General features: G+C 39.0%; 29 protein-coding genes and 1 riboswitch. Of the genes, 9 read left to right on the forward strand and 20 right to left on the reverse strand.

Going from position 1 to position 25,982, the window contains the following annotated elements:
• Positions 1-13 precede the first annotated feature (13 nt).
• From M028_RS0125695 to acnA, 11 genes are all read right to left on the reverse strand, one after another.
• Entirely contained in the window at positions 14-307 is a 294-nt protein-coding gene (locus M028_RS0125695; protein WP_026576407.1) for a hypothetical protein, read from the reverse strand.
• Between the two features lie 22 nt (positions 308-329).
• Complete coding sequence (locus tag M028_RS0125700) at positions 330-758, reverse strand: acyl-CoA thioesterase (RefSeq protein WP_035424694.1); 429 nt, start codon at positions 756-758, stop codon at positions 330-332.
• Positions 759-773: 15 nt separating this feature from the next.
• On the reverse strand, positions 774-3,059 hold the full coding sequence (locus tag M028_RS0125705; RefSeq protein WP_051591259.1) for an AAA family ATPase: 2,286 nt from the start codon (positions 3,057-3,059) through the stop codon (positions 774-776).
• A gap of 118 nt (positions 3,060-3,177) precedes the next feature.
• The gene (gene tlp / locus M028_RS0125710; protein ID WP_026576410.1) at positions 3,178-3,399 is read right to left on the reverse strand and encodes a small acid-soluble spore protein Tlp; all 222 of its coding nucleotides are present in this window, start codon (positions 3,397-3,399) and stop codon (positions 3,178-3,180) included.
• Positions 3,400-3,526: 127 nt separating this feature from the next.
• Positions 3,527-3,670, reverse strand: coding sequence for an acid-soluble spore protein N (locus tag M028_RS0125715; protein WP_026576411.1), 144 nt, complete (start codon positions 3,668-3,670; stop codon positions 3,527-3,529).
• A gap of 66 nt (positions 3,671-3,736) precedes the next feature.
• Positions 3,737-3,868: an FbpB family small basic protein gene (locus tag M028_RS0125720; RefSeq protein ID WP_026576412.1), complete on the reverse strand. Its 132-nt coding sequence runs from the start codon at positions 3,866-3,868 to the stop codon at positions 3,737-3,739.
• Positions 3,869-3,998: 130 nt separating this feature from the next.
• Positions 3,999-4,532 carry a redoxin domain-containing protein gene (locus M028_RS0125725; protein ID WP_026576413.1) on the reverse strand — a complete coding sequence of 178 codons (534 nt, stop codon included), beginning with the start codon at positions 4,530-4,532 and terminating at the stop codon, positions 3,999-4,001.
• Positions 4,533-4,666: 134 nt separating this feature from the next.
• Positions 4,667-5,461 carry a class II aldolase/adducin family protein gene (locus M028_RS0125730; RefSeq protein WP_026576414.1) on the reverse strand — a complete coding sequence of 265 codons (795 nt, stop codon included), beginning with the start codon at positions 5,459-5,461 and terminating at the stop codon, positions 4,667-4,669.
• A 24-nt stretch (positions 5,462-5,485) separates the two neighbouring features.
• Positions 5,486-6,532: an S-methyl-5-thioribose-1-phosphate isomerase gene (mtnA, locus tag M028_RS0125735; RefSeq protein WP_026576415.1), complete on the reverse strand. Its 1,047-nt coding sequence runs from the start codon at positions 6,530-6,532 to the stop codon at positions 5,486-5,488.
• 135 nt (positions 6,533-6,667) lie between these two features.
• Positions 6,668-8,380: a ribosomal protection-like ABC-F family protein gene (abc-f, locus tag M028_RS0125740; protein WP_035424699.1), complete on the reverse strand. Its 1,713-nt coding sequence runs from the start codon at positions 8,378-8,380 to the stop codon at positions 6,668-6,670.
• 322 nt (positions 8,381-8,702) lie between these two features.
• Positions 8,703-11,411: an aconitate hydratase AcnA gene (acnA, locus tag M028_RS0125745; protein ID WP_026576417.1), complete on the reverse strand. Its 2,709-nt coding sequence runs from the start codon at positions 11,409-11,411 to the stop codon at positions 8,703-8,705.
• 320 nt (positions 11,412-11,731) lie between these two features.
• Between acnA and sspO the strand changes: the two genes are divergently transcribed.
• Positions 11,732-11,881 (forward strand): small acid-soluble spore protein O, encoded by a 150-nt coding sequence (gene sspO / locus M028_RS0125750; protein WP_026576418.1) that lies wholly within the window; start codon positions 11,732-11,734, stop codon positions 11,879-11,881.
• A gap of 39 nt (positions 11,882-11,920) precedes the next feature.
• On the opposite strand, the gene M028_RS0125755 is transcribed toward sspO, so the two are convergent.
• Positions 11,921-12,184, reverse strand: coding sequence for a hypothetical protein (locus M028_RS0125755; RefSeq protein WP_026576419.1), 264 nt, complete (start codon positions 12,182-12,184; stop codon positions 11,921-11,923).
• Positions 12,185-12,299: 115 nt separating this feature from the next.
• Between M028_RS0125755 and M028_RS0125760 the strand changes: the two genes are divergently transcribed.
• The gene (locus M028_RS0125760) at positions 12,300-12,440 is read left to right on the forward strand and encodes a small acid-soluble spore protein P (RefSeq protein WP_026576420.1); all 141 of its coding nucleotides are present in this window, start codon (positions 12,300-12,302) and stop codon (positions 12,438-12,440) included.
• A 20-nt stretch (positions 12,441-12,460) separates the two neighbouring features.
• Here the strand turns inward: M028_RS0125760 and selA are convergent, their stop codons facing one another.
• Positions 12,461-13,876 carry an L-seryl-tRNA(Sec) selenium transferase gene (gene selA, locus M028_RS0125765; protein ID WP_026576421.1) on the reverse strand — a complete coding sequence of 472 codons (1,416 nt, stop codon included), beginning with the start codon at positions 13,874-13,876 and terminating at the stop codon, positions 12,461-12,463.
• 98 nt (positions 13,877-13,974) lie between these two features.
• Here selA and M028_RS0125770 point away from each other — a divergent pair, with 98 nt between their 5' ends.
• On the forward strand, positions 13,975-14,364 hold the full coding sequence (locus M028_RS0125770; protein ID WP_026576422.1) for an Hsp20/alpha crystallin family protein: 390 nt from the start codon (positions 13,975-13,977) through the stop codon (positions 14,362-14,364).
• A gap of 92 nt (positions 14,365-14,456) precedes the next feature.
• Here the strand turns inward: M028_RS0125770 and M028_RS33995 are convergent, their stop codons facing one another.
• Positions 14,457-14,696 (reverse strand): Rdx family protein, encoded by a 240-nt coding sequence (locus M028_RS33995; protein ID WP_419180536.1) that lies wholly within the window; start codon positions 14,694-14,696, stop codon positions 14,457-14,459.
• Positions 14,697-14,829: 133 nt separating this feature from the next.
• Here M028_RS33995 and selD point away from each other — a divergent pair, with 133 nt between their 5' ends.
• A complete protein-coding gene (selD, locus tag M028_RS0125780; protein WP_081810891.1) occupies positions 14,830-15,882 on the forward strand; it encodes a selenide, water dikinase SelD in 1,053 nt (350 codons plus the stop codon).
• Positions 15,883-15,910: 28 nt separating this feature from the next.
• On the opposite strand, the gene M028_RS0125785 is transcribed toward selD, so the two are convergent.
• Both M028_RS0125785 and M028_RS0125790 read right to left on the reverse strand, forming a co-directional pair.
• Positions 15,911-16,873, reverse strand: a complete 963-nt coding sequence (locus tag M028_RS0125785) for an L-threonine 3-dehydrogenase (protein WP_026576425.1) — start codon at positions 16,871-16,873, stop codon at positions 15,911-15,913.
• Positions 16,874-16,915: 42 nt separating this feature from the next.
• Positions 16,916-18,106 (reverse strand): glycine C-acetyltransferase, encoded by a 1,191-nt coding sequence (locus M028_RS0125790; protein ID WP_026576426.1) that lies wholly within the window; start codon positions 18,104-18,106, stop codon positions 16,916-16,918.
• Between the two features lie 338 nt (positions 18,107-18,444).
• Here M028_RS0125790 and M028_RS0125795 point away from each other — a divergent pair, with 338 nt between their 5' ends.
• A complete protein-coding gene (locus tag M028_RS0125795; RefSeq protein WP_026576427.1) occupies positions 18,445-18,723 on the forward strand; it encodes a hypothetical protein in 279 nt (92 codons plus the stop codon).
• Between the two features lie 35 nt (positions 18,724-18,758).
• On the opposite strand, the gene M028_RS0125800 is transcribed toward M028_RS0125795, so the two are convergent.
• A complete protein-coding gene (locus M028_RS0125800; RefSeq protein ID WP_026576428.1) occupies positions 18,759-19,757 on the reverse strand; it encodes an NAD(P)H-dependent flavin oxidoreductase in 999 nt (332 codons plus the stop codon).
• A gap of 203 nt (positions 19,758-19,960) precedes the next feature.
• Positions 19,961-20,062: riboswitch (purine riboswitch) on the forward strand.
• 120 nt (positions 20,063-20,182) lie between these two features.
• Here M028_RS0125800 and M028_RS0125805 point away from each other — a divergent pair.
• Positions 20,183-20,776 (forward strand): xanthine phosphoribosyltransferase, encoded by a 594-nt coding sequence (locus tag M028_RS0125805; protein WP_026576429.1) that lies wholly within the window; start codon positions 20,183-20,185, stop codon positions 20,774-20,776.
• Positions 20,776-22,089: a nucleobase:cation symporter-2 family protein gene (locus tag M028_RS0125810; protein ID WP_026576430.1), complete on the forward strand. Its 1,314-nt coding sequence runs from the start codon at positions 20,776-20,778 to the stop codon at positions 22,087-22,089. The genes M028_RS0125805 and M028_RS0125810 overlap by 1 nt, the downstream gene beginning before the upstream one ends.
• A 26-nt stretch (positions 22,090-22,115) precedes the next feature.
• Here the strand turns inward: M028_RS0125810 and M028_RS31080 are convergent, their stop codons facing one another.
• Both M028_RS31080 and pdxR read right to left on the reverse strand, forming a co-directional pair.
• Positions 22,116-22,298 (reverse strand): hypothetical protein, encoded by a 183-nt coding sequence (locus M028_RS31080; protein ID WP_035424705.1) that lies wholly within the window; start codon positions 22,296-22,298, stop codon positions 22,116-22,118.
• Between the two features lie 105 nt (positions 22,299-22,403).
• Positions 22,404-23,813, reverse strand: coding sequence for a MocR-like pyridoxine biosynthesis transcription factor PdxR (pdxR, locus tag M028_RS0125820; protein ID WP_035424707.1), 1,410 nt, complete (start codon positions 23,811-23,813; stop codon positions 22,404-22,406).
• 110 nt (positions 23,814-23,923) lie between these two features.
• Between pdxR and M028_RS0125825 the strand changes: the two genes are divergently transcribed.
• Together M028_RS0125825 and M028_RS31085 are read left to right on the forward strand one after the other, a co-directional pair.
• Positions 23,924-24,475 carry a pyridoxamine 5'-phosphate oxidase family protein gene (locus M028_RS0125825; RefSeq protein WP_026576432.1) on the forward strand — a complete coding sequence of 184 codons (552 nt, stop codon included), beginning with the start codon at positions 23,924-23,926 and terminating at the stop codon, positions 24,473-24,475.
• Between the two features lie 131 nt (positions 24,476-24,606).
• A complete protein-coding gene (locus tag M028_RS31085) occupies positions 24,607-25,092 on the forward strand; it encodes a CotY/CotZ family spore coat protein (RefSeq protein ID WP_051591246.1) in 486 nt (161 codons plus the stop codon).
• A gap of 40 nt (positions 25,093-25,132) precedes the next feature.
• Here the strand turns inward: M028_RS31085 and M028_RS0125835 are convergent, their stop codons facing one another.
• Positions 25,133-25,756 carry a LysE family translocator gene (locus tag M028_RS0125835; RefSeq protein WP_197031475.1) on the reverse strand — a complete coding sequence of 208 codons (624 nt, stop codon included), beginning with the start codon at positions 25,754-25,756 and terminating at the stop codon, positions 25,133-25,135.
• Between the last annotated feature and the right edge of the window lie 226 nt (positions 25,757-25,982).

Consider the following 25,982-nt stretch of genomic DNA (forward strand, 5'->3'; position numbering starts at 1 on the left):
TGTGCTTTTCTTATTACTCCCAAATATGATTAAGCAGGCCTTCTGCTTGGAGGATTTCCTTTTGTCGCTTGCCAAGCAGGTCAAAATGGGAATAGCCATCCTTTCGGTGATCAATCCATTCCTTTTTAAGTCCGTATTTACTACCCCATTCCGCTAATTTTTCCAAATCATTACAGCCTACTTTGGTAACGGTTTTGTATTCTGGGAAGCGGTCATCAAGCCAATAATGGGTCAAAAAAGCAATTTCACCGCGATCAATTTTCCATTTCCACTCATTCAGTTCGTCTCTTCTAATCCCAAACGCCATCCCTGCTCACCCCAGTTACAGATTACTTTTTCTTAATTTCCTCGTATTTCAAAAACCATTCCGGAAATGCCTTCTTAAAAGAAGTTGGCCGGAAATTCTCTTTTTTAACAATGATATGGGTGGTGGTGCCTGTTGCACAAACTTCTTCTTCCCCATTTACAATCGAATACCCGTATACGGTTTTAATACCATCGTTCAATTCCACCCATGTTTTCACAAACCCCTTATCACCGTAGCGGAGCGGCTTTTTATAGGTACACTGAACATCATAAACAGGAGCAAAATAACCGGCTTCCTCCATTGCAACATAGTTATAGCCAAGGTCTTCAATGATGCCTGTCCGGCCAAGCTCAAAAAATTTTAAGTAATTTGCATGATAGATGACTCCCATGGCATCTGTATCCGCATAGTAAAGCTGAATTTCTCTTGTTGAAACAAAATATTGATCCACTTTCAACCATTCCTTTTATTTAATTTCTATCTTTTTTAAGGCTACCGTTACATCTTCAGGCGTAATAAAATTGACCTGGTCTGCTAGTTCATCAGCTAACTGTTCCTTCATCAGCCTTAGTGCCTGCGCTTGAATCATTTCATCTACCAAGTTTGTTGCAAAACGCCCATTACCGTTAAATTTTTTCGCATCGAGAGTTTCTTTTAATAATTCACGAGCTTCACTTATGATTTGATATTGAAAACCTTCTGCATAGGCTTCCATGATCGCTAACAGTTCTTCCCGTGAATAATCAGGGAAAAGAAAGAACTTCTTAAATCTTGACCTTAGTCCTGGATTACTTTCAAGGAGATGGTCCATTTCATTCGGGTAACCTGCCAGAACCACCACAAGATTTTCGTTTTGCTTCGTCATTTCGTCCACTAGTGTATCGATGACTTCTTTTCCAAAATCATGGCTAGAATGCCCCAACAAAGAATAAGCTTCATCAATAAAAAGAACTCCCCCTAATGCTTCTCTGATTTTCTTTTTCGTTTTCCCAGCTGTTTGTCCCACGTATCCGGCCACAAAATCTGCCCGGCTGGCAACGATTAAATGGCCTCTTTTTAAAATGCCGCAATCCCGTAAAAGTTCAGCATAGATTTGCGCTACCGTGGTTTTACCTGTTCCGGGATTTCCGGTAAAAACCGAATGTAGCTGAATAGGAACTGTTGGAAGCTGCTGCTTTCTTCGATATTGCTGCATTTTAACGAAGGAGATCAGGGATTGAATCTCATCTTTTAATGATTCCAGGCCAATTAAACGGCCTAATTTTTCATAGGGGGAAACTATATTCTCCGTTTTTTCAATTAAGAAGTCTTCTTTTCCCAGGATCATGAAATGAAAAAATTCCGGAATAGTTTCTTTGGAGCCCTTTTTAAAAATAGCATCTAAAACAATGTTGCGGACGGTCCGGGCGTTCCCAAAAGTATCATCCACCCGTTCTTTCTCGAGCCGGTGCTGAATCTCGATTTTGGCGTCATCTGTCAGAATATAGTCATTCTCATCCGCAATTTTTTCAGCAATCATCACTAACTCTTCATTTGAATAGTTTGGTAAGTGGAGAAGATTGGATTGTGGAAAGCGGCTGCGTAAACCAGGGTTGGCATCCAAAAACGAGCGCATCTCTTCCGGATAGCCGGCTAAAACAACGGCAAATCTTCCTCCGTATTCCTGCCCTGTCATAAGCGAAACAAGCGTGTCAATCGCTGTTTGACCATAGTCATTCCCTGCCTGCCCGTCCCGTTTCAAGCTATAAGCTTCGTCAATAAAAAGCACTCCGCCAATCGCCCGTTCCACAACAGCCCGGACATTTTCCTCCGTTTGTCCAACATAGGAGCCTACTAATTGTGCACGATCCACTTCGATTACTTCCTCCCTCGGTAAAACTCCGAGCTCGTGATAGATCCTAGCAAGTAGTCGGGCAATGGTTGTTTTACCGGTTCCGGGATTTCCGGTTAGGACCATATTAAGAATTAACTCATCCTTTATGTGAAAGCCATGTTCTTTGCGGTGTTTTTGATATTTCAAAAACCGGTAAAAATCATTTACTCGTTTTTTCACTTGTTCCATGCCAATCATTTCATTTAATTGGTCAAGTGCATTTTTTTCTAGTTTACTTTCCTGCGATTCTATCTCGAGGAAAACTGAATGCCACCGCTTTTTCAGATCTTCTAATGCAGATAATTGGGTTTTTAATTCCTCGTAATAGGTGGATGTATGAAAGACTCCTGTAATCGATTGATCGTATTCTATTGCTGCTTTGTGGAGGTATCCCACGATTTTAACGGCTTCTTGAAGATATTCGGAAAGTAATTGGTACTTTTCATAAAGATCTATGTTATCAATGGTTGAAGCAATGTCCCTATTGTTTTCGAGTTCTTTTAGATGCTCATCCGTTTCTTCTAAAAAAACTGTGCAAATATGTATATATTCTTCTGCAATTTTCTTCTTAGCTGTCCGATTATCTGTTTCTCTGATGGAGGGAAAGGAAAGTGGGGTAAATAAATGCTCTTTCTTTTTCCATTCAAATTGGATGAAAAATTCCTTTGCTTTTGAATTGGTTGGATCTAATTCAAGAGCTTTCTCCATTATGAGAACTGTAAGGGTTTGGTGCTTATTGCGGCCAATTCGTGAAAGAGCAGTAAGGGTAAGTAGTTTTGAAAGAAGCTGTGGATTGCTTTCCTTTTGTAATGCCTCGATTAGTTGGCTTTCCTCTGCAATATAGCCCTTACCACTCAGCTCGGTTTCCCAGTTTACCATTTCTTGTTGAATCACTTTTATCACTTCTTTTTCCTAATTTCCTTATCTATATTACCATAAGCGCTTGTGATTCTGGAAATTAAAAAGAAAGACCTGCCGCAAAAGACAGGTCTTTCGATTATTGATTGATTTCATCCTGAATTTCAGATTTAAATGATTGAATACTTTCACGGCGGCGGTCATTTTTTGCTTCGATTTGCTGGCGCTGTGTTTCGCTGTCGGTAAATTGTAGGGATTCTTCTGCTTGATGGATATTTTGTTCTGTGTCAGCAATCATCTTTTGTAATTTTTCAGCGTTATCGCTGCGATCATCTGGTTTTGGCTGGTTGTTATAAGTCATTTTTAATTCCTCCAATTAAAGTTGTTCGTGATACAGATATAGTTTGTAACGAAGCGCAAAAATTATCACAAAATTTTAAACAAAAAAAGACCCGCTGCTAAGTAGTTAGCGACGAGTCTCGAGTTCATTATTCGCCTTTTGTTTGGATTACTTGGGCGTGTTTGCCAGATGTATCTTGCATTTTTTTTCCTTTGTTTCCGCCAAAGCCACGTGATTGTGTACCAATATGGTTAGGAACAAAATGTTCACCTTTTCCATTTGCATTCGTCATTTATATCCCTCCTCATATACAGTTTAACCTGTTTAGGGGAGTTCATAATTGGTAATGACTGAAAGTTTACTCAGCTTTTCCGAGGCGTTTTGCTTCAATTCGTTCTTCGATTTTTTCCAATGCAGCATGGTCCTTCATTAATTGATTTTTATTTTCAGAGACAAGCTCTGCAAAGGAGCGTTTTCTAGGTTTTCTCATGTCTTTCACCTTCCTTGCTAACTATTCTATCAGGTATTATTCCCGAAAACCGATGAAATTATTACAACTTTTTGAAAATTTTATTTTTTAAAACAGCTAAAAGAAAAACATTGGCTAGTTGGCCAATGTTTTAATGTAACTTGTTTGCAAATTGTTTCATTTGGGCTAATTCCATTCCACCGGTAAATTTATTTTCAATTATTCCTTTTCTGTTAATAAAATACGTTGTGGGTATTGATAAAATTTGATATGTCTCATTTACATGATCGTCCGCATCAAGAAGAATTGGGAACGTAATTTTATTTTTATTAACAAAACCTTTGACATCTAATTGCGGATCAATATTAACGGCAAGAATAACAAGGTCTTTATCTTTTTCTTTATAGAATTTTTCCATAGCAGGCATTTCTGCTTTACAAGGAGGGCACCAGGTAGCCCAGAAATTTAGCATGACTTTCTTTCCTCTTAAATCAGAAAGCTTAATTTTATCACCTGCAAGGGTTTTTAATTCAAAATTAGGTGCTTGTGCCCCGACTTTCAGTCCATCTTGAGCAGTTGTTTGTGTTGTTGTGCTTTCGGGTTCTGCCTTTTTATCCATCGCTTGAACAATTGCTACTGTAAGCAAAGTGATTAATACGACTGCGGCAATTACTTTTTTAACCATCCCCGAAACCTCCTTTGTCCCAATGTTGTGCTATTTCGATTTTACACTATAAACTCTGTTGAAACAAAGATTGGATATGCCAAATCTGTGAACATTTCCTGTTCAAAAGAAAAAGCAAGCTCAGGTGGCTTGCTTTAATTCTGTATTTTTAAAGCTTCTATCACATTTTTCGATACCTTTTCAACAATCAAATTTAAATCATGTTCAGATAATGTGTATTCTACACCCTTTGATTTTTTAATGGCGTGGGAACCTTGAGGAGCGTCAGAACCTATTGGTGTTTCGCCCATGATTCCCATTGCCCTTTTCATATCCACAAGTCTCTGTACGTGCTTTTTCGATAGTTCACGATCACCACTAATTTGTTTACTAATCCAATTTATTTTTGCGCTAAATTCAAGTGATTCCATCAAATAATAGGCATGCTCTAAACTTGTTCCCCATGTCAGGGCGCCGTGATTTTCGAGAAGCACCCCTTGATGGGTATGCACATGCTTTTTAACGGCATCTGGGATTTCCTCCGTTGATGGTGTACCATATTCCGCTATCGGAATCTTCCCTAAGTAAACAACCGATTCGGGCATAATGGCTTGATCAAGCGGGATTCCGGCAATCGCAAACGCGGTTGCATAAGGTGGGTGAACATGAACAACAGAATGTACGTCTGGACGTTCACGATAAACAAGCAGATGCATTTTCATTTCGGAAGTGGGTTTAAAATCCCCTTCAAGAACATTTCCCTGTCCATCGACCTTCACAATCATTTCCGGCGTCATATACCCTTTACTCATCCCGGTAGGTGTAATGAGGAATTCGTTCTCGCTGATACGAGTGGAAATGTTTCCGTCATTGGCGGCAACAAAGCCTTTTTGATAAACCCTTTTTCCGATTTCACATATTTGCTGCTTAAATTTAATTTCCGTAATCATCGGCACCCTGCCTTCCGTTCTTTATCATTGAAAAAGTTTTGGAAGCTCTTCTTCGTAGTTACCTAATAGTATGCCCTTTTCTGTAATAATAGCTGTAACGAATTCGTGCGGTGTCACATCAAATGCCGGGTTGAATACTTTTACACCCTCAGGAGCAGTTCTTTTCCCAAAGCCCTCAGTAATTTCTGATGCATCCCTTTCTTCGATTGGAATATCAGCACCTGTTTTCGTTTCTAAGTCGATGGTTGAAATCGGAGCAGCAACATAAAAAGGTATATTATGGGCCTTTGCAAGCAGGGCAACTCCATACGTGCCAATTTTATTCGCGACATCACCATTTGCGGCTACACGGTCACAGCCGACGATTACCGCCTGTACCCAGCCTTTTTGCATAACCATTGCCGCCATATTATCAGTTATTAAGGTTACATCAATTCCTGCTTGCATCAGTTCCCATGCCGTTAAGCGTGCTCCTTGCAGAAGTGGGCGAGTTTCATCGGCGAATACTTTTATATCCCAGCCTTGTTCTTTTGCTAAATAAAGCGGCGCAAGTGCTGTACCGTACCGTGCTGTGGCAATTCCGCCTGCATTACAGTGGGTAAGGATGCCCATCCCGTCATGTAAAAGGGTTAGCGCATGCTCACCAATGGTCCGGCAAACTTCCTCATCTTCGTTTCGAATGAAGTGTGCCTCCTGTTCAAGTGCTTCCTTTATTTGTGCTACAGGATGTGCTTTTTCCTTTTGAACCCTCTCATTCATCCTTTTAAGCGCCCAGAATAAATTCACTGCCGTTGGTCTTGAGGTCGCCAGGTAATCTGAATGCTTTTTAAAAACAGTATAAAAATCATCAAAGGAATGTTCTGGCGCATCCTTTATTCCGAGCAATAAACCATACGCAGCAGCAATCCCGATGGCAGGTGCTCCGCGAACCTTTAATTGCTTTATGGCATCCCAGGCATCTTCGATTTTTGTAATCTCTAGAAATTCCGTTACATTAGGAATTTTTGTTTGGTCAAGTATTTTCAATACACCATTTTCGAAGAAAACTGATTGTAAAAATGTTTCTGTCATGTTTAACCCATCTCCTCTTTAATCTAAACAAATACACGATTTTCATGAATGATAGCTACCCTTGTAATTTTATCAATATCTTCGATAGATGCAAGACTTTTCATTATCCTTTTAATTGGTTGAATTGCTTGAAAATTACCTGGTAAGTTCCTTTTTTTGGGCTAAAAGCTCTTTGAATTCACAATCCAATTGAACATAATTGGGATGACTTTGATCAAGCAGTGATAATTCCCCAAGGACGGTTGCTAACCGATTCTCAATGACCATTAATGCTTCTTTTTTACTGACATTTTCAGTGGTCTTTTCCTTATTCAGATATTCTTCTGGTTTCATTTCAAGGCGCTGAATTTTTTGATTTTCAAAAACTAAAAGCTTATCGCATATTTTATTGAGAAAATAATGATCATGAGACACAGTCAAAATGGTTCCGGTAAACTCACTTAATGTTTTTTCTAGCTGCTCTCTGCTGGGCAAATCAAGATGATTGGTTGGTTCATCAAGGATAAGAACATCATATTCTTTCATTAGCATATCAACCAATTTCACTCTTGTACGCTCACCTAAACTAAGGGTGGCAATCGGCTTGGTGATGAGTTCCTCTTTTAATCCAAGATTGGCTAATAAGGTTCTAGCACGGTAAAGATCTTGCCGCTCCGTAAGGCCTAATGCTTCAATCGCTGTTTTTTCTTCTGGAAGGTCATGAACATCCTGACTAAGATAAGCAATTTTAATCGAGTCACTTTTCCAAACCGTCCCTTGAGAAGGCGTTTCTTGGTCTAAAACCATTCGAATTAATGTGGTTTTCCCGCAGCCATTTTCGCCAAACAATCCGATTCGTTCCCCGTAGTTTATATAGAAATTAGCGTCTCGAAAGAGGGTCCGATTCTCATAGCTCTTCCCTAAATCCTTTACCTCAATGATTCGTTTCCCCCTATTTCCTTCGGCTTCAAACTGAAAGCGAATCTCTGCTTCTTCCACTGGTTTCTCAATTTTATTTTTACTTAATTCATTTTGCAGCCGTTTCATCTTCGATTTGACCTGACTATCGCGCTTTTTCGCCTTAACGCGGTGATGTTCCTTTAAACCAAAATCCCTTCCCTGCTTTGTTGAATTCTGGTGAGCCTGATCAGACCAAGATTTTAATTGGTCCATTTGCAATTCAATTTTTTCCTGCTTCTTCTGCTGAACGGTGTATTTATGAATCTGGTCCTCCGTCTGTTTTTGTTTTTCCTTACGATATTCACGATAATTTCCGTTGTAAAATTTAAGTTTCTTATTTTCTATTTCCAAAATTCGATTTACAGTTTTATCTAAAAAATAACGATCGTGTGAGATAATTAATACCGGTCCCTGAAATTTTTTCAATTCAGAAACTAACCAATTAATCCCTTTTAAATCTAAATGATTGGTCGGTTCGTCTAGGATTAAAAAATCAGGCTTTCCGGACCAAATCAGAGATAGTGCAAGCTTTAACTTCTCACCGCCACTTAAATGCTCTAACCGGCGTTCCTCCCAATCATAGACCTTTCCAAGGCCAAGCCCACTTGTATGTTCGTATAAATCATTTTTCTCCATCAGGGAACTGCCAAAATTCGTAAATTCATAATCAATGGATTGTGAGAGAAAACCAATCTTACAATACTTCGCGATTTCAACTGTTCCCTTGTCCGGTTTTAACCGTCCTAAAATTAAATTCGCTAGTGAAGTCTTTCCTGTCCCGTTATAGCCGACTAAACCGATTCTTTCTCCTTTTTTTATCTCAAAATCAACTTGGTCAAATATTTTCCTTACACCAAAACTTTTTTCTATTCCTGTTGCCTTTAAGACCGTCATGGACTCATTAAACATAAAAAAACTCCCTTCAATGAACCTGAAGAGAGTTTTGTCACAACCATAAGAAGTCCCCAAAAAATGCGCAGAAAAACTTTTAAGGCATTTAAGGGTAAAATCAAATTATGGACGTAAAAAGGACAGAATAATCCTATTCTTCAGGTTCATCATTTTTCGGTTATTCGAAATATGAGCTGAATCATAAGATTAAAACTTCATGCCTCTTTATCATTCCTTTTCGTTTATTAATACTATATTATGGTATTCTCTTTGAAATTGTCAATTAAATTCTTGTAAAAAACCACCATGCCTGATTGGGCATGGTGGTTTTAACATACGATTACGCTTCTTGTAATTTTTCACGTAATACCATTTGTAGGATACCGCCGTGACGGTAGTAGTCGATTTCAACTTCAGAGTCGAAACGTACAACTACTTCGAATTCTTTCTTGTTACCAGCTTCATCAGTCGCTGTAACTTTTAGAAGATCACGTGGTTTTACGTTTTCGTCAACTTGTACTTCGAATGTTTCTTTACCAGTTAAACCAAGAGTTTCAGCGTTGTCGCCTTCTTTAAATTGAAGTGGAAGTACGCCCATTAACACTAGGTTAGAACGGTGGATACGCTCAAAGCTTTCAGCAAGAACTGTTTTGATGCCTAAAAGGTTTGTACCTTTTGCAGCCCAGTCACGTGAAGAGCCCATACCGTAATCTTTACCGGCAACAACCATTAGGCCAGTTCCGTTTTCTTTGTACTTCATGCAAGCATCGTAGATCGATGTAACTTCGCCAGTTGGCCAGTAAGTTGTGAAGCCGCCTTCTGTGCCAGGAGCAATTTGGTTACGAATACGGATGTTCGCAAATGTTCCGCGCATCATCACTTCATGGTTACCACGGCGAGAACCGTAAGAGTTAAAGTCACGTGGCTGAACGCCTTTTTCTAATAAATATTTACCAGCTGGAGTATTTTTACCAATAGCTCCTGCAGGTGAAATATGGTCAGTTGTTACAGAATCGCCGAACTTACCAACAATACGAAGACCTGTTAATGGTTCTACTTTGCCAGGCTCTGGTGATAATCCCTCAAAGAATGGAGGATTTGCAATGTAAGTAGAATCTTCATCCCAAGTATATAATGGCTCATTACTTGTTTTGATTTCATTCCAACGTTCGTTGTCACCAAAGACATTTTCATATTCTCTACGGAATAGTTCTGGTGTAACCGTACGTTTAACAACATCATTTACTTCAGCAGTAGATGGCCAAACATCCTTGAAGAATACATCGTTGCCATTTTTATCTTTTCCGATTGGCTCGTTAGCAAAGTCAATGTTCACTGTACCAGCAAGTGCATATGCAACAACTAGTGGTGGTGAAGCAAGGTAGTTTGCTTTTACAAGCGGATGAATCCGGCCTTCAAAGTTACGGTTACCTGAAAGTACAGAAGTAACTAATAGATCGTTTTCAGCGATTGTTTTTTCGATTTCTTCTTTTAATGGACCGGAGTTACCGATACATGTGGTACAGCCGTAACCAACAAGGTTGAAACCGATTTGCTCTAAGTATGGAAGTAAACCGGAATCGCGAAGGTAACCAGTTACAACTTTAGATCCTGGTGCTAAAGAAGTTTTTACAAACTTAGGAACTTCCATTCCAAGTTCAACAGCTTTCTTCGCAACAAGTCCTGCGCCAACTAGAACGTATGGGTTAGATGTATTTGTACAGCTTGTAATTGATGCAATTGCAACTGCACCTGTTTTAATATCTGCTTCGTCGCCATTGTTAAACTTAATGGTTGCAGATTTCTCAAGTTCGTCAGCTTGTAAGCCAAAGCCTTGGTTTCCTTGAGGAGCAGATACCGCTTTAACGAACTCTTCTTTCATTTTTGAAAGAGGAATTAAATCTTGTGGACGCTTAGGACCAGAAAGATTCGCTTCAATCTCAGAAAGGTCGATTTCGATTACACTTGTATAAACAGGCTCAACAGATGGATCAAAGAATAATCCGTTTGCTTTGCAATATTGTTCTACTACATTAATTTGTTCTGCATCACGGCCAGTTAGGCGTAAGTATTCAAGGGATTCCCCATCGATTGGGAAGAAACCACATGTTGCACCATATTCAGGAGCCATGTTTGCAATGGTAGCGCGGTCAGCAAGTGGTAATGTAGATACACCAGGTCCGAAATATTCTACGAATTTACCAACTACACCATGCTTACGAAGTACTTGTGTTACTTTAAGAGCAAGGTCAGTTGCTGTTGCACCGTTTGGAAGCTCACCTACTAATTTAACACCAACCACTTCAGGAACAGGGAAATATGAAGGCTGTCCAAGCATTCCTGCTTCAGCCTCGATACCGCCGACACCCCAGCCAAGTACGCCAAGGCCATTGATCATGGTTGTATGAGAGTCCGTACCTACTAAAGTATCTGGGTAAGTTTCTAATTCCCCGTCTACATTTGCTACATGAACAACATCTGCTAAGAACTCTAAGTTTACTTGGTGAACAATACCAGTTGCTGGCGGAACGGCACGGTAGTTGTTGAAGGATTTTTGTGCCCAGCTTAAGAATTGGTAGCGCTCAGCATTACGTTCAAATTCATAATCCATGTTAATTCTTAATGAATCCGCTGAACCATATGCATCTACTTGTACAGAGTGGTCGATAACAAGGTCAACTGTTTTTTCTGGATTAATTTTGTCTGGGTCTCCGCCAAGATCAGCCATTGCTTTTCTTAAGGAAGCAAGGTCAACAACAGCGGGAACGCCTGTGAAGTCTTGAAGAATAACACGAGCTGGTTTAAATGGAACATCTACTTCTTTTAACTCGTTTGTTCCCCATTTTGCTAAGTTTTCAACATGCTCTTTTGTAATAACACGGCCATCATATTGGCGAAGTACTGATTCAAGTAGTACTTTTATGGAATAAGGTAATTTCGAAACCTTTCCAATACCAGCTTCTTCTAATGCATTTAAACGATAATAGTGATAACGTTTACCGTTTGCTTCAAAAGAAGATTTTGCGTTAAAAACATCATTTTTTACCATGAGTTTAACCCCCTCATTCTTAACTAAATACAAAAATAAACGAAAAGTGTGAATATTCCCTTTTACCCCAACTTTTCTCACAATTCTTATCTTAATACAACCTTTAACATAAGTAAATATCAAGAAAGTTATTGTAGTCGATAAGTTTTTCTTATACTCTTTCATAAAAAGAGTTCGAAATATTTTGAAAATGTTATAGGGCTAAGATGATTCTCATTTGTCGGGAATTCTTTGTATTCGTTATTATTATGTCAAAAAAACTTTTTGATGTCATGTTTTTAGATCCAAAGGAAATATTAACAGATAAGGAGGTGGTTGGTATGGGAAAACGCAAGGCGAATCATGTCATTCCGGGTGCAAATGCAGCCAGTGCTCAAGGACAAGGGGCAGGATTTAATGAAGAAATGGCAAATGAGCCATTGACAGTAAAAGAAAGAATGAACAATAAAAAGCGTAAGAAGAATCAGTAAAAGCAGGAGGTCTCCCCCCTGCTTTTATTTTTTCTATTTTTATTGGTTTACTTCTGAAACCATTGATTGAAGATCCTGCTGGAAGCGTTCCAGCTGGGCTCTTTGGTGTTCAGAGGCAACTTCTAATGCATTTTCAATTTGCTGATAAGCTTCATTCACTTCATCTTTCAAATGCTTCAGCTGATGACCGTAGCTTGCACTATCGGTAACAATATCATAATAAAGACCTTGAGCATTTTCATATCCCTGCTGGGCAGCCTGGAAAGCCTGTTGTTTGTCCTTATGGTAAGGATTTTTTTGCATATTTATGTTTCACCCCTTCATTTTATTTACCGTTAAATTGCACAGAACCAAAAAAAATATTCAGGCATGAAAAAATGGTCTTCACAGCATCCTAATGAGTAGGAGGGATGAAAAAATGGTAAACAAAAACGATGGCAAAGATATGCGTAAAAATGCTCCAAAACAATCCGGCCAGCCTGAGCCGATGAGTGGTTCTCATAAAGTGAAGAATCGCAATCATACACGGGCCAAACATAACTCGCACCATGATATGTAGTTTAAAAAGACCCCTTTTTCTTAAGAGGGGTCTCCTGCCGTTAAAGCGATTAAAATGAAACCTTCTTCTTCAGGTGTGACAGTTCGTAAATCAATTAAAAACTCATCATTGTGAATCCGTCCGATAATTGCAGGTTCTGATTCGGTTCGCAATTTTCTACCAAGTTGTTCAGCTGATAATGTTTTATGCTTTAATGCAATAACCATTGTCGGTAGCTCGACATCAGGCATAGTGCCCCCGCCTACTTGACTGCTACCCGGAAAAATTTTTACATAAAATTGACTTGTCCTTGCTAAAAGCTGCGAAACAAATTCCTGGGATCTTTCGTCTAATTCAGTGACAGAAACAAGTAAATCACGGATTGTCGGGATATGCTGCAGCCCCATTTCTCCCCGGACATAATCCAGTAATGTGCCCTCTAAAGCCGCCAAAGTCATCTTATCCACCCGAACCACTCTAGCCAGCTGATGTTTTTTTAATTGATCGATTAGTTCTTTTTTGCCGGCAATTATTCCCGCTTGCGGCCCGCCAAGCAGTTTATCTCCACTAAAGGTTAAAAGATCCGCACCCATCGCAATCAATTCTTTTACAAGAGGTTCCTCTCCTATCCCGTGTTTTCGGAAATCAAAAAGAGCACCGCTGCCTAAGTCTTCGTAGAAAATAATCTGTTCGTGATTTTTAGTTAACTGAATTAGTTCCTCTGTTGCAACAGATTTTGTAAAACCAATTACCTTAAAATTACTCGTATGAACCTTCATAACAATCGAAGTGTCAGGAGTAATTGCCTTTTCATAGTCGAACAAATGGGTTTTATTCGTCGTTCCTACTTCTACAAGCCTAGCACCGCTTTCCTCCATAATCGAAGAAATGCGAAAGGAACCGCCTATTTCAACGAGTTGACCGCGTGATACGATAACCTCTTTGTTTTTTGCAAACGCAGATAACACCAAATAAACGGCAGCTGCATTATTATTTACTACCATCACTGCTTCAGCACCTGTGATTTCTTTTAACAGGGCTTCAACATGAGTATGACGGGAACCGCGTTTTCCTTCTTCTATTAAAAACTCAAGATTAGAGTAGTTCCGTGCGGTTTCCACTACATGCTCGATTGCATGTTCACTGAGCCTTGCTCGGCCAAGATTTGTATGTAAGATCGTTCCTGTAGCATTAATGACTTTTTTTAATGTATAGGTGAATTGTTTTTCAATTTTTCCTTTAAGACAAAAAAATACCTCATCAATAAACGTGCCTGAACCAGGCAATGCACCCTGCCATGTTTCATGTAACAATTCATTTCTTATTTGCTCCAATACCTCTTTTAACTGCTTCGTTAATTGATTAAAATCAAAACCCCGCTCTTCAAGGAGGGTTAAAAATTGCGGGTGGTTCTGCAATTCATGAACAGCTGGGATCGAACGTAGCCATTGTTTCACGATGTTAACTCCTTTATTTCCCTACTTTTTACCTATTATAGCATTTTTCACATTTCACGACAGTTTGAATAAAATAAACCAAGCAAGGGGGAATCGCTTTGAATAGAAAGAAAGATGAACAATGTTACGATTTGGAACAAATGGAAAAATGGTTAGAAAATTACTTTTTAGACCCATTAACCACCTATTGTGACATGACCCAGTTCCGGATTGATCTTTATGAAACAGAAAAAGACTGGATTGTGGAGGCCGTTTTGGATGATTTTGAAGCTGCGGAACTTTCCGTAAAAGTGGAGGATATGAAGCTCATTATAACGGCACTAAAACAAACTCTCTCTACAAACATCAAAAAGATAAGAACCATTGACTTCCCCTTTCCGATTAAAAATCAGAAAGTCTGTGCCTTTTTTCAAAATGGAATTTTAGAAATATTTATCTCCAAAATAGATAAAGGTGCAGGAAACAATCGATTTATTACACTTCCGTAACCGTTTTTCTTTTTTTGTTGCAGTTTACATAATACTATTACTAGCAATTAAAAAGCTCTCAAATCCATCTTCTATGGATTTGAGAGCTTTTTTTACATGCTTTCGATTGTTTTGATGATTTCGTCTGTATCAGGAAAGACACCTGTTTCATCCTTGGAATATATTTTTATTCCATCAACGGTAACTTCAAAAACCCCTCCCGAAGCAGGTATTAATTCCATCTTTTTAATATTTCGATTAAAGTGGGTAAATAGCTCTTCCGCGAAACTCGCAGCTTTTGGTGCGAAGTTTCATTGCATGCAAAATTCAACAATTACTTGATAATTTTTCATACGGACCTCCTATTTTGCTACATCAAGATAGTAAAAATATTCTACCTTATCCCTTAGATTACAGCAATTATTTTGCACCATTCGTGCGCAAATAACCTGAAAGAGTTATACTAGGTAGATGGAGGTGGACAGTATGAGTGAACAAGAGAAAATTCGCCTAACCTCATTGTCAACAAAAGCTGGCTGAGGCTGCAAAATTGGTCCTGAGGACCTGGCGCAAGTCTTGCGTCTATTGCCAAAACAAGATCCTGTTCCGGAATTACTTGTTGGACATGAAACATCCGACGATGCCGGAGTATTTCAATTAACAGACTCGATCGCCCTCATTCAAACCCTAGATTATTTTACCCCAATCGTGGACGACCCTTATATGTTCGGGCAGATTGCGGCTGCGAACGCATTAAGTGATGTATATGCCATGGGCGGACAGCCGAAAACCGTTATGAATATTGTTGGCTATCCGATTAAGAAGCTCGGGCCCGATATGCTTTCCGAAATTCTAAGGGGGGCTGCGGATAAGGTGAAAGAATCAGGTGCCCTAACAGTGGGCGGCCACTCAATTGATGATCAAGAACCGAAATTCGGTCTCTCTGTGACTGGAATTGTACATCCGAATAAGGTGTGGAAAAATGTCGGTGCACAACCTGGTGATGTTCTTGTTTTAACCAAACCAGTCGGTGTGGGTATTCTTACAACCGGAATTAAAAGAAATGTTGTTACGATGGAACAAGAACACGCAGTAACTGAAACGATGGCGATGCTTAACAAAACGGCTGCAGAGGTTTTAACGAACTTCCATCCACACGCTGTAACAGATGTCACTGGGTTTGGTCTGCTCGGTCATGGCAGCGAAATGGCTCGAGGCAGTGGTGTAAGCTTTGAAATTTCGTTCTCCCAAGTTCCAATCCTTGAAGGAGCCATTGAATTAGCTAAAGATGGTGTCGTACCAGGCGGATCTAAATCCAATCATAAATGGCTTCAGGATGATGTTGTTTATGAGGAAATCCATCCAGATGAACAACTTGTTCTTTGTGATGCCATTACCTCTGGTGGTTTACTGGTTTCATTGAATGAAAAGGATGCACGGACATATATCGAAAATCTTTATACTAATGGACTTGCCCAAGCATCGATCATCGGACGTGTCACTGAAAAAAGAGAAAAATTAATTTATGTAAAAAAATAAAAAGCGAAGCATAGGCTTCGCTTTTTATTTATGCCATCTTTCTTATTTGCAGTTTTTGGGATAATTTTTCAATCATATCTTGGGTCATTTTGTCCAAATCATATTCAAATTTAAAGCCCCATTCTTGTTTTGCAGCGGTGGCATCAATTGAATTTGGCCAGCTATCAGCAATTTTTTGGCGGACAGGGTCTGGATTATAGGCCATTTTAAAGTTTGGAATATACTTCATGATACTTGCCGCGATATCCTCGGGTGCAAAACTCATTGCTGTGACATTAAAGGCATTTCGGTGAATCAGGTTTGAAGAATCTGCTTCCATTAAATCGATGATGGCATTCAATGCATCCGGCATATACATCATATCCATGTAGGTGCCTTTATCAATATAGGAGGTATATCTGCCATTTTTAATTGCTTCATAATAGATTTCAACTGCATAATCCGTTGTACCGCCGCCAGGCAGTGCTACATACGAAATTAATCCCGGGAAACGTACGCCGCGTGTATCGACTCCGAACTTTTGGTGATAGTAATCAGCCAATAACTCCCCAGCAACTTTGTTTACCCCATACATGGTTGTTGGCCGCATAATCGTATCCTGGGGTGTTTGGTCTTTAGGCGTAGTTGGTCCGAATGCACCAATGGAACTTGGAGTGAAAAATTGCGCATTTACCTCTCTTGCTGTTTCAAGCGCATTCATAAGCCCACCCATATTTAAATTCCAAGCAAACAATGGCTTTGCTTCCGCTGTTGCGGATAAAAGCGCAGCTAAATGCATGATGGTATCAACATTATATTTTTTCGCAATTTCAACCATCCGTTTTCCGTCCGTTACATCTAAAATTTCGAAGGGGCCACTTTCGAAATTAACGTTGTCGCTCTTTTTGATATCCGTGGCAATTACATTGTCTACCCCGTAAATTTCTCTAAGCCTTGTGGTTAATTCTGACCCAATTTGCCCCAAAGCTCCTGTGATTAATATTTTTTTCATAGATAATCCCCCGTCCTCTTCACAATGATGTAATTTGAAGAATTAAATGACACCCATTTCTTTACCGACTTTTTCATAAATGGAGATGGCTTTATCAAGCATTTCTTTGGTATGGGCAGCAGTTGGCATGTTACGAACACGGCCTGTTCCCTGTGGTACAGTTGGGAATACAATCGCTTTTGCATATACGCCTTCTTCATTTAAACGTTTACTAAATGCTTGCGTTAAAGATTCGTCCCCAATAATACATGGAGTGATTGGTGTTTCACTGTTACCGATATTAAACCCTAATGCCTTCAAGCCTTTTTTTAGGTAATTTCCATTCTCCCAAAGTTTTTGATTCAACTCGGTGCTTTCCATTAAAATTTCAATCGATTTTTTACTCGCTGCAACATCTGCAGGGGTTAGGGAAGTTGAAAAAAGGAATGGACGGCTGCGAACCTTTAACCAGTCGATTAAATTTTTCTTTCCAGCAACATATCCGCCAACTACCCCAATTGCTTTTGAAAGTGTACCGATTTGGAAATCAATTTTATCTGATAATCCGAAATGCTTTACAGTCCCGGCGCCCTCACCAAGTACTCCTGATCCATGGGCATCATCGACATACGTAATGAGATCAAATTCTTCAGCAATTTTTATGATTTCCGGTAATAGAGCGACATCACCGTCCATTGAGAATACGCCATCTGTAATGACCATTATTTTATTGTAAAGGCCTGATTCCTTTGCTTCTTTTGCTCTCGCCCGCAAATCTTCCATATCGGAGTGGTTAAAGCGGATAATTTTCGCTTTGGATAACCGACAGCCGTCGATAATGGAGGCGTGGTTCAATTCGTCTGAAAGAATCGCATCATTTTTATCCATAACCGCTGAAATCGCTGCCATATTACAGTTAAAACCAGACTGATAGGCAATCGCTGCTTCTGTATGTTTAAATTCTGCTAATTTTTCCTCTAGTTCTACATGAAGCTTGAGCGTACCATTAATGGTACGGACGGCACCGGCTCCGACACCGTACTGTTCGATTGCTTCTTTTGCAGCTTGTTTCAAACGCTCATCAGTTGCTAAACCTAAATAATTATTAGAAGAAAGATTCACAAGCTCTTTCCCATTAATCGTAATGACAGGACCATTTGGACTTTCTAAAGGGTCAATAACATTGTATAGACCTTTTCCCTTTAAATCTTCAAGATTTTCATTTAAAAAATGTTCCAAAATATGACTGGACATTTTTATACCTCCTCATCAACTCAACGGTTATTTGTCGTTATCCTAAGCACAATTGTCCACTGGACACGGACATATTAATCAAGCTTAATTGCCTGTATAAAAGCATTCTTGTTAATTACTGTATCATACTTTTTTAGAAATGTTCATACCTAGAGGACAAATTTTTAAAAATTTTTTTATTTACTCCTATAGGGTAACCATTTCAAAAACAGGATATTTGCTTGAAGAATATTTGAATGGAATCCTTTGAATTTTCATTATATAAAAATAATTTTATTGGATAGAAAAAACGATATAATAAACTTACTCAAATGAACGTAACAGAAAGGGTGTTTTTTGTGCCAGTTCTCTCTTCTATCCTCTATACCATCCTTGTTGGTGGGGTATTTATCTATTTATTCATTTTTACGTATGATTTTTTTTATGGTGAAAAACGGGATAAGCAAATAAAAAAAATACATAAGCATTTCCGTAAAGAAACGGTAAAAAAGATTGACCTTTTAGAGAATCAGCCCAAAAAATTTACCATGTATCAGGTAAAAACAAATACGGAAACGAAAAAAGTCAAAGTAAAACCAGGGTACAAGATCGTAAAAATGGTCAAAAAGAAAAAATAAAAGAACCTACCCGCTCGGATAGGTTCTTCCCGTATTTATTTCACTTTTTGAAAGGATAATTTTTCAACTGCTTTATTCACCTTTTGAAGAGCATCTTGGTATTCTACTTCTAACCGTTCAATAATTTCTCCAGCCGTTTCGATTTTATCAATTGCTCCGACGCCATGTCCTGCGGACCAGATATCGCGCCATGCTTTGACATTTGGTTCCTGCTGCATATGATTAAAATCAACTTTTTCTTTTTTCGCAAGTTTAGCCGGATCAAGTCCCGCTTTTACAATGCTTGGAATTAACATATTTGCCTTTACCCCCGAAAAAGCGTCTGTCAAAATGATATCTTCTTGCGTAGCTTCGACTAGCATCTCTCGGTATTCATCACGGGCCATACTTTCTTTTGCTACAATGAATCTTGTACCCATATAGGCAAGGTCTGCTCCCGCCGCCTGTGCTGCTAGTATTCCCTTTCCGGTCGAAATCGCACCGGCAAGTACGATGATTCCATCCCAAAAGGAGCGCACTATATCTACAAAAGCAAAGCCATTGATTTGACCGGCATGCCCGCCTGCCCCGCTTGCCACTAAAATCAGTCCGTCAACTCCTGCTTCCGCTGCTTTTTTCGCAAATTTCACATCACTTACATCTGAAAAAACAAGACCGCCATATTCATGAACGATATCAACGACCATCTTCGGACTGCCTAGTGAGGTGATAACCAACTGAGGCTGATGTTTTTTAATTAATTCAAGTTCCTCCAGCAGTCTCTCATATGAGCTATGTACAACCATGTTCATCGCCCATGGTGCTATTTTTCGGCCAGGAGCCTGCGTTTTCGCCGCTTTTAATTCCGCGGTTAATTGCCCCATCCATTGGTCAAGTACTTCAATCGGCCGTGCATTTGGTGCTGGAAATGAACCAATGATCCCATTCAAACAGCAATTTTTGACTAAATCAGGGCCAGATACGAGGAACATCGGTGCAGAGATAATCGGTAAGCGCAATTGAGTCCACCATTTTTCTGGTATGGATTTGTTCATTTTAACCCCTCTTTTCAATTTGGAATTTTCAGAATAACCTTCTCACTTTATATAGTAGCTGGAAATGAATGAATATTCAATCATTACCTAAGAATTAAAAAAAACGTTTTCAAACACGAACGATATTTTTTAAAAATAAAATATTATTCGTTTTTTATCAAAAAAAGATTGATTTTAGCTTTTTGGCATGGTTATAATGTGAATAAATTTATAACCGTTTCACTCATATAATCGCAGGAATATGGCCTGCAAGTTTCTACCGGATTGCCGTAAACAATCTGACTATGAGTGGGCAATGAAACGCGCTTTTCTATCTGAATCGCGCACCTCTTGTTTCCTCTTGGAATTCAAGCCCAAAGGTCATTGCCTCACTCAATTTTGATGTGAGCGGACCTTTGGGCTTTTATTATTAGGAGGTTTAACCGATGAAATTATTGGAAGAAAGAATTAAAGCGGATGGGAATGCCCTTAATGAAAATGTTTTAAAGGTTGATTCCTTTTTGAATCATCAAATTGATCCCCAATTAATGAACGAAATTGGCAAGGAATTTGCGTCTCTTTTTGCCAATGAGGGAATAACAAAAATTGTGACAATTGAAACTTCAGGAATTGCTCCTGCTGTAATGGCTGGATTGCATATGAATGTTCCTGTGATCTTTGCTAAAAAAAGCAAATCTTTAACATTGTTCGAAGCCATGCTGACAACAAGAGTGTATTCCTTTACGAAACAAGAATCTAACGATATCTCCATTTCAAAAAAATATATATCCGAGGAAGACCGAATCCTTATAATCGATGACTTCATTGCAAACGGTGAGGCTGCACTTGGATTAGTCAATTTAGTTGAAATGACAAATGCCAAGGTGGCTGGCATTGGTATTGTCATCGAAAAGTCCTTCCAGCCTGGTGCTGAAAAATTAAAGGAACTTGGTTTTAGGGTTGAATCATTGGCAAGAATCGCCAAACTATCAAACGGAGAAGTAACATTTGTAAATGAAAAAGTGGAGGAGTTAGTCTAATGAAACAAAATCCTTTTAAAGTTGCCTCTTTAGGAATTCAACATGTATTGGCAATGTATGCCGGAGCTGTAATTGTTCCTCTGATCATCGGCAGCGCCCTTCATTTTTCAGGTAAACAATTAGCATATCTCGTATCGCTTGATATTCTTACAAGCGGGATTGCAACGTTATTGCAGGTGTGGCAGAATCGCTTTTTCGGGATTGGTCTTCCAATCGTGCTTGGTTGTACATTTACCGCTGTTGGACCAATTATTGCGATTGGCAGTCAATATGGTCTATCTGCCATCTACGGTTCGATTTTGATTTCCGGTTTAATTGTCATTCTCATTGCCAGTTTTTTCGGAAAATTGATTCGTTTCTTCCCTCCTATTGTAACTGGGTCGGTAGTTACAATTATTGGCCTAACACTAATTCCGGTTGCGATGAATAATGTTGCCGGCGGACAAGGCAGTCCTGATTTTGGTTCTCAAACAAATCTTGCTCTTGCATTTGGGACTTTATTGTTTATTATCTTGCTTTACCGTTTCTCTAAAGGATTTATTCGTTCGATTTCGATTTTGTTGGGATTAATTGCCGGTACCATTGCCGCTGCACTAATGGGGAAAGTAAACTTCGCATCTGTTGGTGAGGCTTCATGGTTCCATATGGTAAGCCCATTACACTTTGCAGCTCCTTCTTTTGAATTGGCACCGATTATTACCATGACTTTGGTAGCCATTGTCAGCTTAATCGAGTCATCAGGTGTATACTTTGCTTTAAGTGATATTACTGGGAGAAAATTATCGGAAAAAGATTTAGTGAAAGGGTATCGTGCGGAAGGTCTCGCAAGTATCCTTGGAGCTCTATTTAATTCTTTTCCCTATACGACATATTCACAAAACGTGGGACTTGTTCAATTTTCAGGTGTAAAAAGCAAAAGTGTGATCTACACAATGGCTGGAATCCTTGTATTTCTTGGTTTTGTACCAAAAGTCGCTGCGTTAACAACCGTTATTCCAACATCTGTTCTTGGCGGTGCGATGATTGCCATGTTTGGTATGGTGATTGCTTCTGGGATTAAGATGCTTAGTAAAATTGATTTTACTTCTCAAGAAAACCTACTGATTATCGCTTGTTCAGTCGGGATGGGATTAGGCGTAACGGCGGTACCTGATTTATTTAAACATCTTCCGGATGGTGTAAAAATTCTTACGAACAGCGGAATTGTTGCTGGAAGCTTAACAGCTATTTTCTTAAATATTGTGTTCAATATTATTAAACCAGCAAAGCAGAAACAAGCTATTACGCAGAGTGTCGAAGTAAAAGCTTCCTAAACTAAAAAATAAGGACGATGCTAATTTTAAAGCATCGTCCTTATTAAATTTAGAATCTCAGTCGCTGTTTGTTGGTTGGCAGAACTTCCTTCCTCTGAACCGGAGGTTGTCCTTGTAACGGAGATCGGGGAAATGATCACTGCTCCGCCAAAATTAACAATTCCACCTGAAATAGTTCCGATATTAATGCCGTCTTTATTGATGTCCAATTGAACCGCACCTCCCCCCTGTCCATATAAAATAGTATATGTACAAGCAGGTGCCTTGGTTAAACTCTTCACTATATTAGTAGAATATTGTCACGGACATGAGATTTAACAATTCTTTAATGCAACAGCCAATTTTTGTATACCAGCTTGTATGCCTACCTCAGATAATCCCCCATACCCGATCATGATTGGCTGATTGGAGATAGGTACGGTCTGATGCCAATACTGTTGTGTCAAGTAAATCCGCACTCCCAGTTTTTCTGACTGCTGCACCAGTTTCCTAGTATCCAGATTGTAAAATTCAAGCAGCAAATGCAGGCCCGCCTTTTGGCCAATCACCTTGACATTTTCTCCTAAGTATTCATCGATAGCCGCTAACAGCACTTTTTGCTTCGAGTGATAGATTTTCCTCATTTTTCGAATATGTCGGCTAAAATAGCCATCTCTCATAAATCGATAAAGTGCTTCCTGAATCAAGGGAGAAACGGATTGATTGTAAAAAGAATAGTCAGTTTGGAATCGTTCCAGTAATTTTTCTGGCAACACAAGATAACTGATTCGAGCTGCAGGAAGAAAAGCCTTTGAAAAGGTTCCAAGATAAATGACGTTCCCGTTCGTATCCAGTGATTTTAAGGACGGAATTGGCTGGCCTTGGTAACGAAATTCTCCATCATAATCATCTTCTATAACATAACTGGAATTTTTCTCTGCCCATTGCAACAGTTTAATTCGTTTTTGAATGGGCAGCACCATTCCCAATGGAAACTGATGGGATGGGGTCACATAGGCACAAAGGGCAGCACTATTCTCCAACTCTTCCATCTTGATCCCATCCTCTTCAAGCGAGATGGGGGTGATAGGACAATTTTGACTTTCAAAAACACGCCGAACCCCATCATATCCTGGATTCTCCATGGCTACCCTGTTATTTCTTAACGAAAGAAGCTGACATAACAATTGAATGGCTGTTTGCGTCCCTGCAGTGAGAATGACCTGATCCGAGGAACATTTTACTCCTCGCGCTTGATAGAGATAATGCGCGATTTCACTTCGCAGTCCAAGATGCCCTTTTTTATTACCATAAGAAAAAACTTCTTGACTAGGATTTTCCAATGCATCGACTAAACATTTTTTCCATGTCTTATGCGGAAAATGTTCCAAATCAATATCGCCATATTGGAAATCAATCTGAATTTTTTCTTTTTGGGTCGCATTTACACTTTCCAGCAGTGGCTGAGTTTTACTGTGTCTATCATTAAAATGAAAATCGTCCAATTGTAAAACAAATAACCCTTTTTTTTCTTTCCCTTCAACATACCCCTCCGCAACAAGCTGTTGATACGCCATTTCGACTGTATTTTTACTAATATTGGTTGTATGCGAAAGCTGCCGAATAGATGGCAGTTTGGTTCCTGCGGGTAATTGTCCTGTTTCAATTTGTTCGCGAAAATATTGATAGAGCTGTAAATACATTGGATTGACGTCTTCTTTTTTGATAAAGGGAATGATATCCACATCTTCCTCCGCATCTGTCCCTATAAATTTATGTAATACTGTCTCTTTTAACAAGGGCAATTCATTTTTAAAATGAGTATAACACTAAAATATAGTGAGGAGAAAAGAATATGATTCCAATGAGACAAAGGGCTTTAGAATGCAAGGATCAAGAAAAAATCGATCTTTTTTTAGAACAGGAGAAAACCGGTTTTTTAGGTTTGGCAGACGGTAACACCCCTTATGTAATCCCGCTTAATTTTGTTTGGCTGGGTGGGTCGATTTATTTTCACGGAGCAGCTGAAGGGAGAAAAGTAAATATTATGGAGGAAAATGCCAAGGCTTGTTTTTCGGTGAGTGCGAACCTTGGCACCCTAACCCACCCTGTACCTGCTAAGACAGATACTGCCTATATGAGTGTAATGGTTTTTGGAGAAGCAGAATTAGTTGTAGATCTGGACGAAGCGGTCAAGGCCATGCAGAAAATGCTCGATAAATATGTTCCGGGATATTACGAACAAGCACTTTCAAGTTCACACGTAGAAAAATACAGATCTTCGCTTGGCAGCAAAACTTCTGTATATAAGATAAAAGCTCTGGAGCTAAGTGCAAAAGAAAACCCGATCCAGCTTGAAAAATTATTTTATAACGGCAAAACCCAACATCATGAATCGACAAAATAAGAAAAACAGACTGCCTTGGTAGTCTGTTTTTCTTATTGAAAACTGATTTAATGGTGATTGACCTATTCCGAATAGGACGAACTTCCATATGATATAGCATGTACTTTTTTAACAAGAAGGAGCGATTATTTATGGAAGACAGTTGTTACGAGGAAAACAGGTGTATTAAAAAGACACTAGAAAAAATCCTTGAAGCACAAAGAAAAGCAAAAAAGAAAAAAGGCAAGTCATGCCAAACATCCTGCTTAGCTCCACTTGGAGAGTTAGGCAATCATTATAGCAAAAATACCATTCCATTTATTCTTTATTGTGACTGTGACCCCTTTAAGGTGGAAGGAGTGTCTACTTGCCTGGATAAAAATTCAAAAAACGAAACATTTGTCTGTTTTATTACCTTCGTTTTTCGGATTATTGATATCAAAGATGATTGTGCCGTATTGGAGCTATTAAAATTTAAAAATCATCAAAAGTGTAACTCCAAAGGTAAGCCTATTTGTTCCCCCTGTTCCCAAATAAATTGTGAAAATATCGATGATTTAAAGGCAACAGGCGTTTGTGTAAATGTGGATCTTTCAGGCTTTCAAGCAATCCAATGCCTACCAGCTGTTTGCTTATAAGAGCGTGTATAAGAAAAGCAGCGGAAAACTCCGCTGCTCTTTAGTTTGCTTTTTCCAGTGCCAATTTTAAACCGAAAACAATTAATACGAGTCCTGTAACTCCCTCCATCACTTTGTTGACGGAAGGCTTTTTAATGAAAGCACTTATTTGATTAATTAAAGAAATATAAAATAAAAACCAGATGACGGTTAAAACGGTATAGGTGATTCCCATCAAAAGAAACGGAAGGAATGTTTGGCTGCTGCCATCTACAAACTGTGGTAAAAAGGTTAAGAAAAATACAGCTACTTTAGGATTTAACAGGTTGGTTAGAAATCCCTGTTTAAAACAAGAGTGGCCTTGATAAGTATTTTTCGTAAGAATTTCATTTGTCTTTTTATATTTTAAAGACCACAACGTTTTCACTCCAAGGTAAAACAAGTAGAGCGCACCCACAAATTTAAAAAGTGAAAAGACCATAGCTGATTTTACGATTATTGCAGATAAACCTACTACTGCTGCTGTTGTATGAATCATTAGAGCACAGCATGTGCCATATACTGTCCTTAGCCCTCCAACTTTCCCGATAGTAAGGGTATTTTTTGTGGTAATGGCTGTATCAGGACCGGGCAAGATAATTAATACAATGCACATTATAATAAATAGATAAAAATTATGAATCATGTTTCTCTCCTCTTTTTCCGCTTCCTTATCGACGTGTTTTTTACTTTAAAAACACGCACTATTTATATTGCTATTTAATCGCTAGAACATGCTAGCAACTTGCTAAAACCTTGCGATTACTAAGATTTACTCTAGCTAGGTTTTCAATTTGTGCCCTTTGGCTGGTTTGCCTTTCTTACTAATTTGCCGCCATCAAATTTCCGTTCTAACTAATTGCTTATCATCC

It is taken from the genome of Bacillus sp. UNC438CL73TsuS30, assembly GCF_000482325.1.
In the GTDB taxonomy this organism is placed as follows: Bacteria; Bacillota; Bacilli; order Bacillales; family Cytobacillaceae; genus Neobacillus.

What these genes read in the sequence shown, in the direction of transcription:
- M028_RS0125835 (WP_197031475.1), bottom strand. Translation starts at nt 25,756, where the DNA reads ATGATTCATAATTTTTATCTATTTATTATAATGTGCATTGTATTAATT.
- M028_RS0125755 (WP_026576419.1), bottom strand. Translation starts at nt 12,184, where the DNA reads ATGCAAAAAAATCCTTACCATAAGGACAAACAACAGGCTTTCCAGGCT.
- M028_RS0125800 (WP_026576428.1), bottom strand. Translation starts at nt 19,757, where the DNA reads ATGAACAAATCCATACCAGAAAAATGGTGGACTCAATTGCGCTTACCG.
- M028_RS0125785 (WP_026576425.1), bottom strand. Translation starts at nt 16,873, where the DNA reads ATGAAAAAAATATTAATCACAGGAGCTTTGGGGCAAATTGGGTCAGAA.
- M028_RS0125810 (WP_026576430.1), top strand. Translation starts at nt 20,776, where the DNA reads ATGAAACAAAATCCTTTTAAAGTTGCCTCTTTAGGAATTCAACATGTA.
- M028_RS0125760 (WP_026576420.1), top strand. Translation starts at nt 12,300, where the DNA reads ATGGTAAACAAAAACGATGGCAAAGATATGCGTAAAAATGCTCCAAAA.
- M028_RS0125705 (WP_051591259.1), bottom strand. Translation starts at nt 3,059, where the DNA reads ATGGTAAACTGGGAAACCGAGCTGAGTGGTAAGGGCTATATTGCAGAG.
- sspO (WP_026576418.1), top strand. Translation starts at nt 11,732, where the DNA reads ATGGGAAAACGCAAGGCGAATCATGTCATTCCGGGTGCAAATGCAGCC.
- M028_RS0125725 (WP_026576413.1), bottom strand. Translation starts at nt 4,532, where the DNA reads ATGGTTAAAAAAGTAATTGCCGCAGTCGTATTAATCACTTTGCTTACA.
- acnA (WP_026576417.1), bottom strand. Translation starts at nt 11,411, where the DNA reads ATGGTAAAAAATGATGTTTTTAACGCAAAATCTTCTTTTGAAGCAAAC.
- abc-f (WP_035424699.1), bottom strand. Translation starts at nt 8,380, where the DNA reads ATGTTTAATGAGTCCATGACGGTCTTAAAGGCAACAGGAATAGAAAAA.
- M028_RS0125720 (WP_026576412.1), bottom strand. Translation starts at nt 3,868, where the DNA reads ATGAGAAAACCTAGAAAACGCTCCTTTGCAGAGCTTGTCTCTGAAAAT.
- M028_RS0125825 (WP_026576432.1), top strand. Translation starts at nt 23,924, where the DNA reads ATGATTCCAATGAGACAAAGGGCTTTAGAATGCAAGGATCAAGAAAAA.
- M028_RS0125730 (WP_026576414.1), bottom strand. Translation starts at nt 5,461, where the DNA reads ATGATTACGGAAATTAAATTTAAGCAGCAAATATGTGAAATCGGAAAA.
- M028_RS0125805 (WP_026576429.1), top strand. Translation starts at nt 20,183, where the DNA reads ATGAAATTATTGGAAGAAAGAATTAAAGCGGATGGGAATGCCCTTAAT.
- M028_RS0125695 (WP_026576407.1), bottom strand. Translation starts at nt 307, where the DNA reads ATGGCGTTTGGGATTAGAAGAGACGAACTGAATGAGTGGAAATGGAAA.
- M028_RS31085 (WP_051591246.1), top strand. Translation starts at nt 24,607, where the DNA reads ATGGAAGACAGTTGTTACGAGGAAAACAGGTGTATTAAAAAGACACTA.
- tlp (WP_026576410.1), bottom strand. Translation starts at nt 3,399, where the DNA reads ATGACTTATAACAACCAGCCAAAACCAGATGATCGCAGCGATAACGCT.
- M028_RS0125790 (WP_026576426.1), bottom strand. Translation starts at nt 18,106, where the DNA reads ATGTCCAGTCATATTTTGGAACATTTTTTAAATGAAAATCTTGAAGAT.
- mtnA (WP_026576415.1), bottom strand. Translation starts at nt 6,532, where the DNA reads ATGACAGAAACATTTTTACAATCAGTTTTCTTCGAAAATGGTGTATTG.
- M028_RS0125715 (WP_026576411.1), bottom strand. Translation starts at nt 3,670, where the DNA reads ATGACGAATGCAAATGGAAAAGGTGAACATTTTGTTCCTAACCATATT.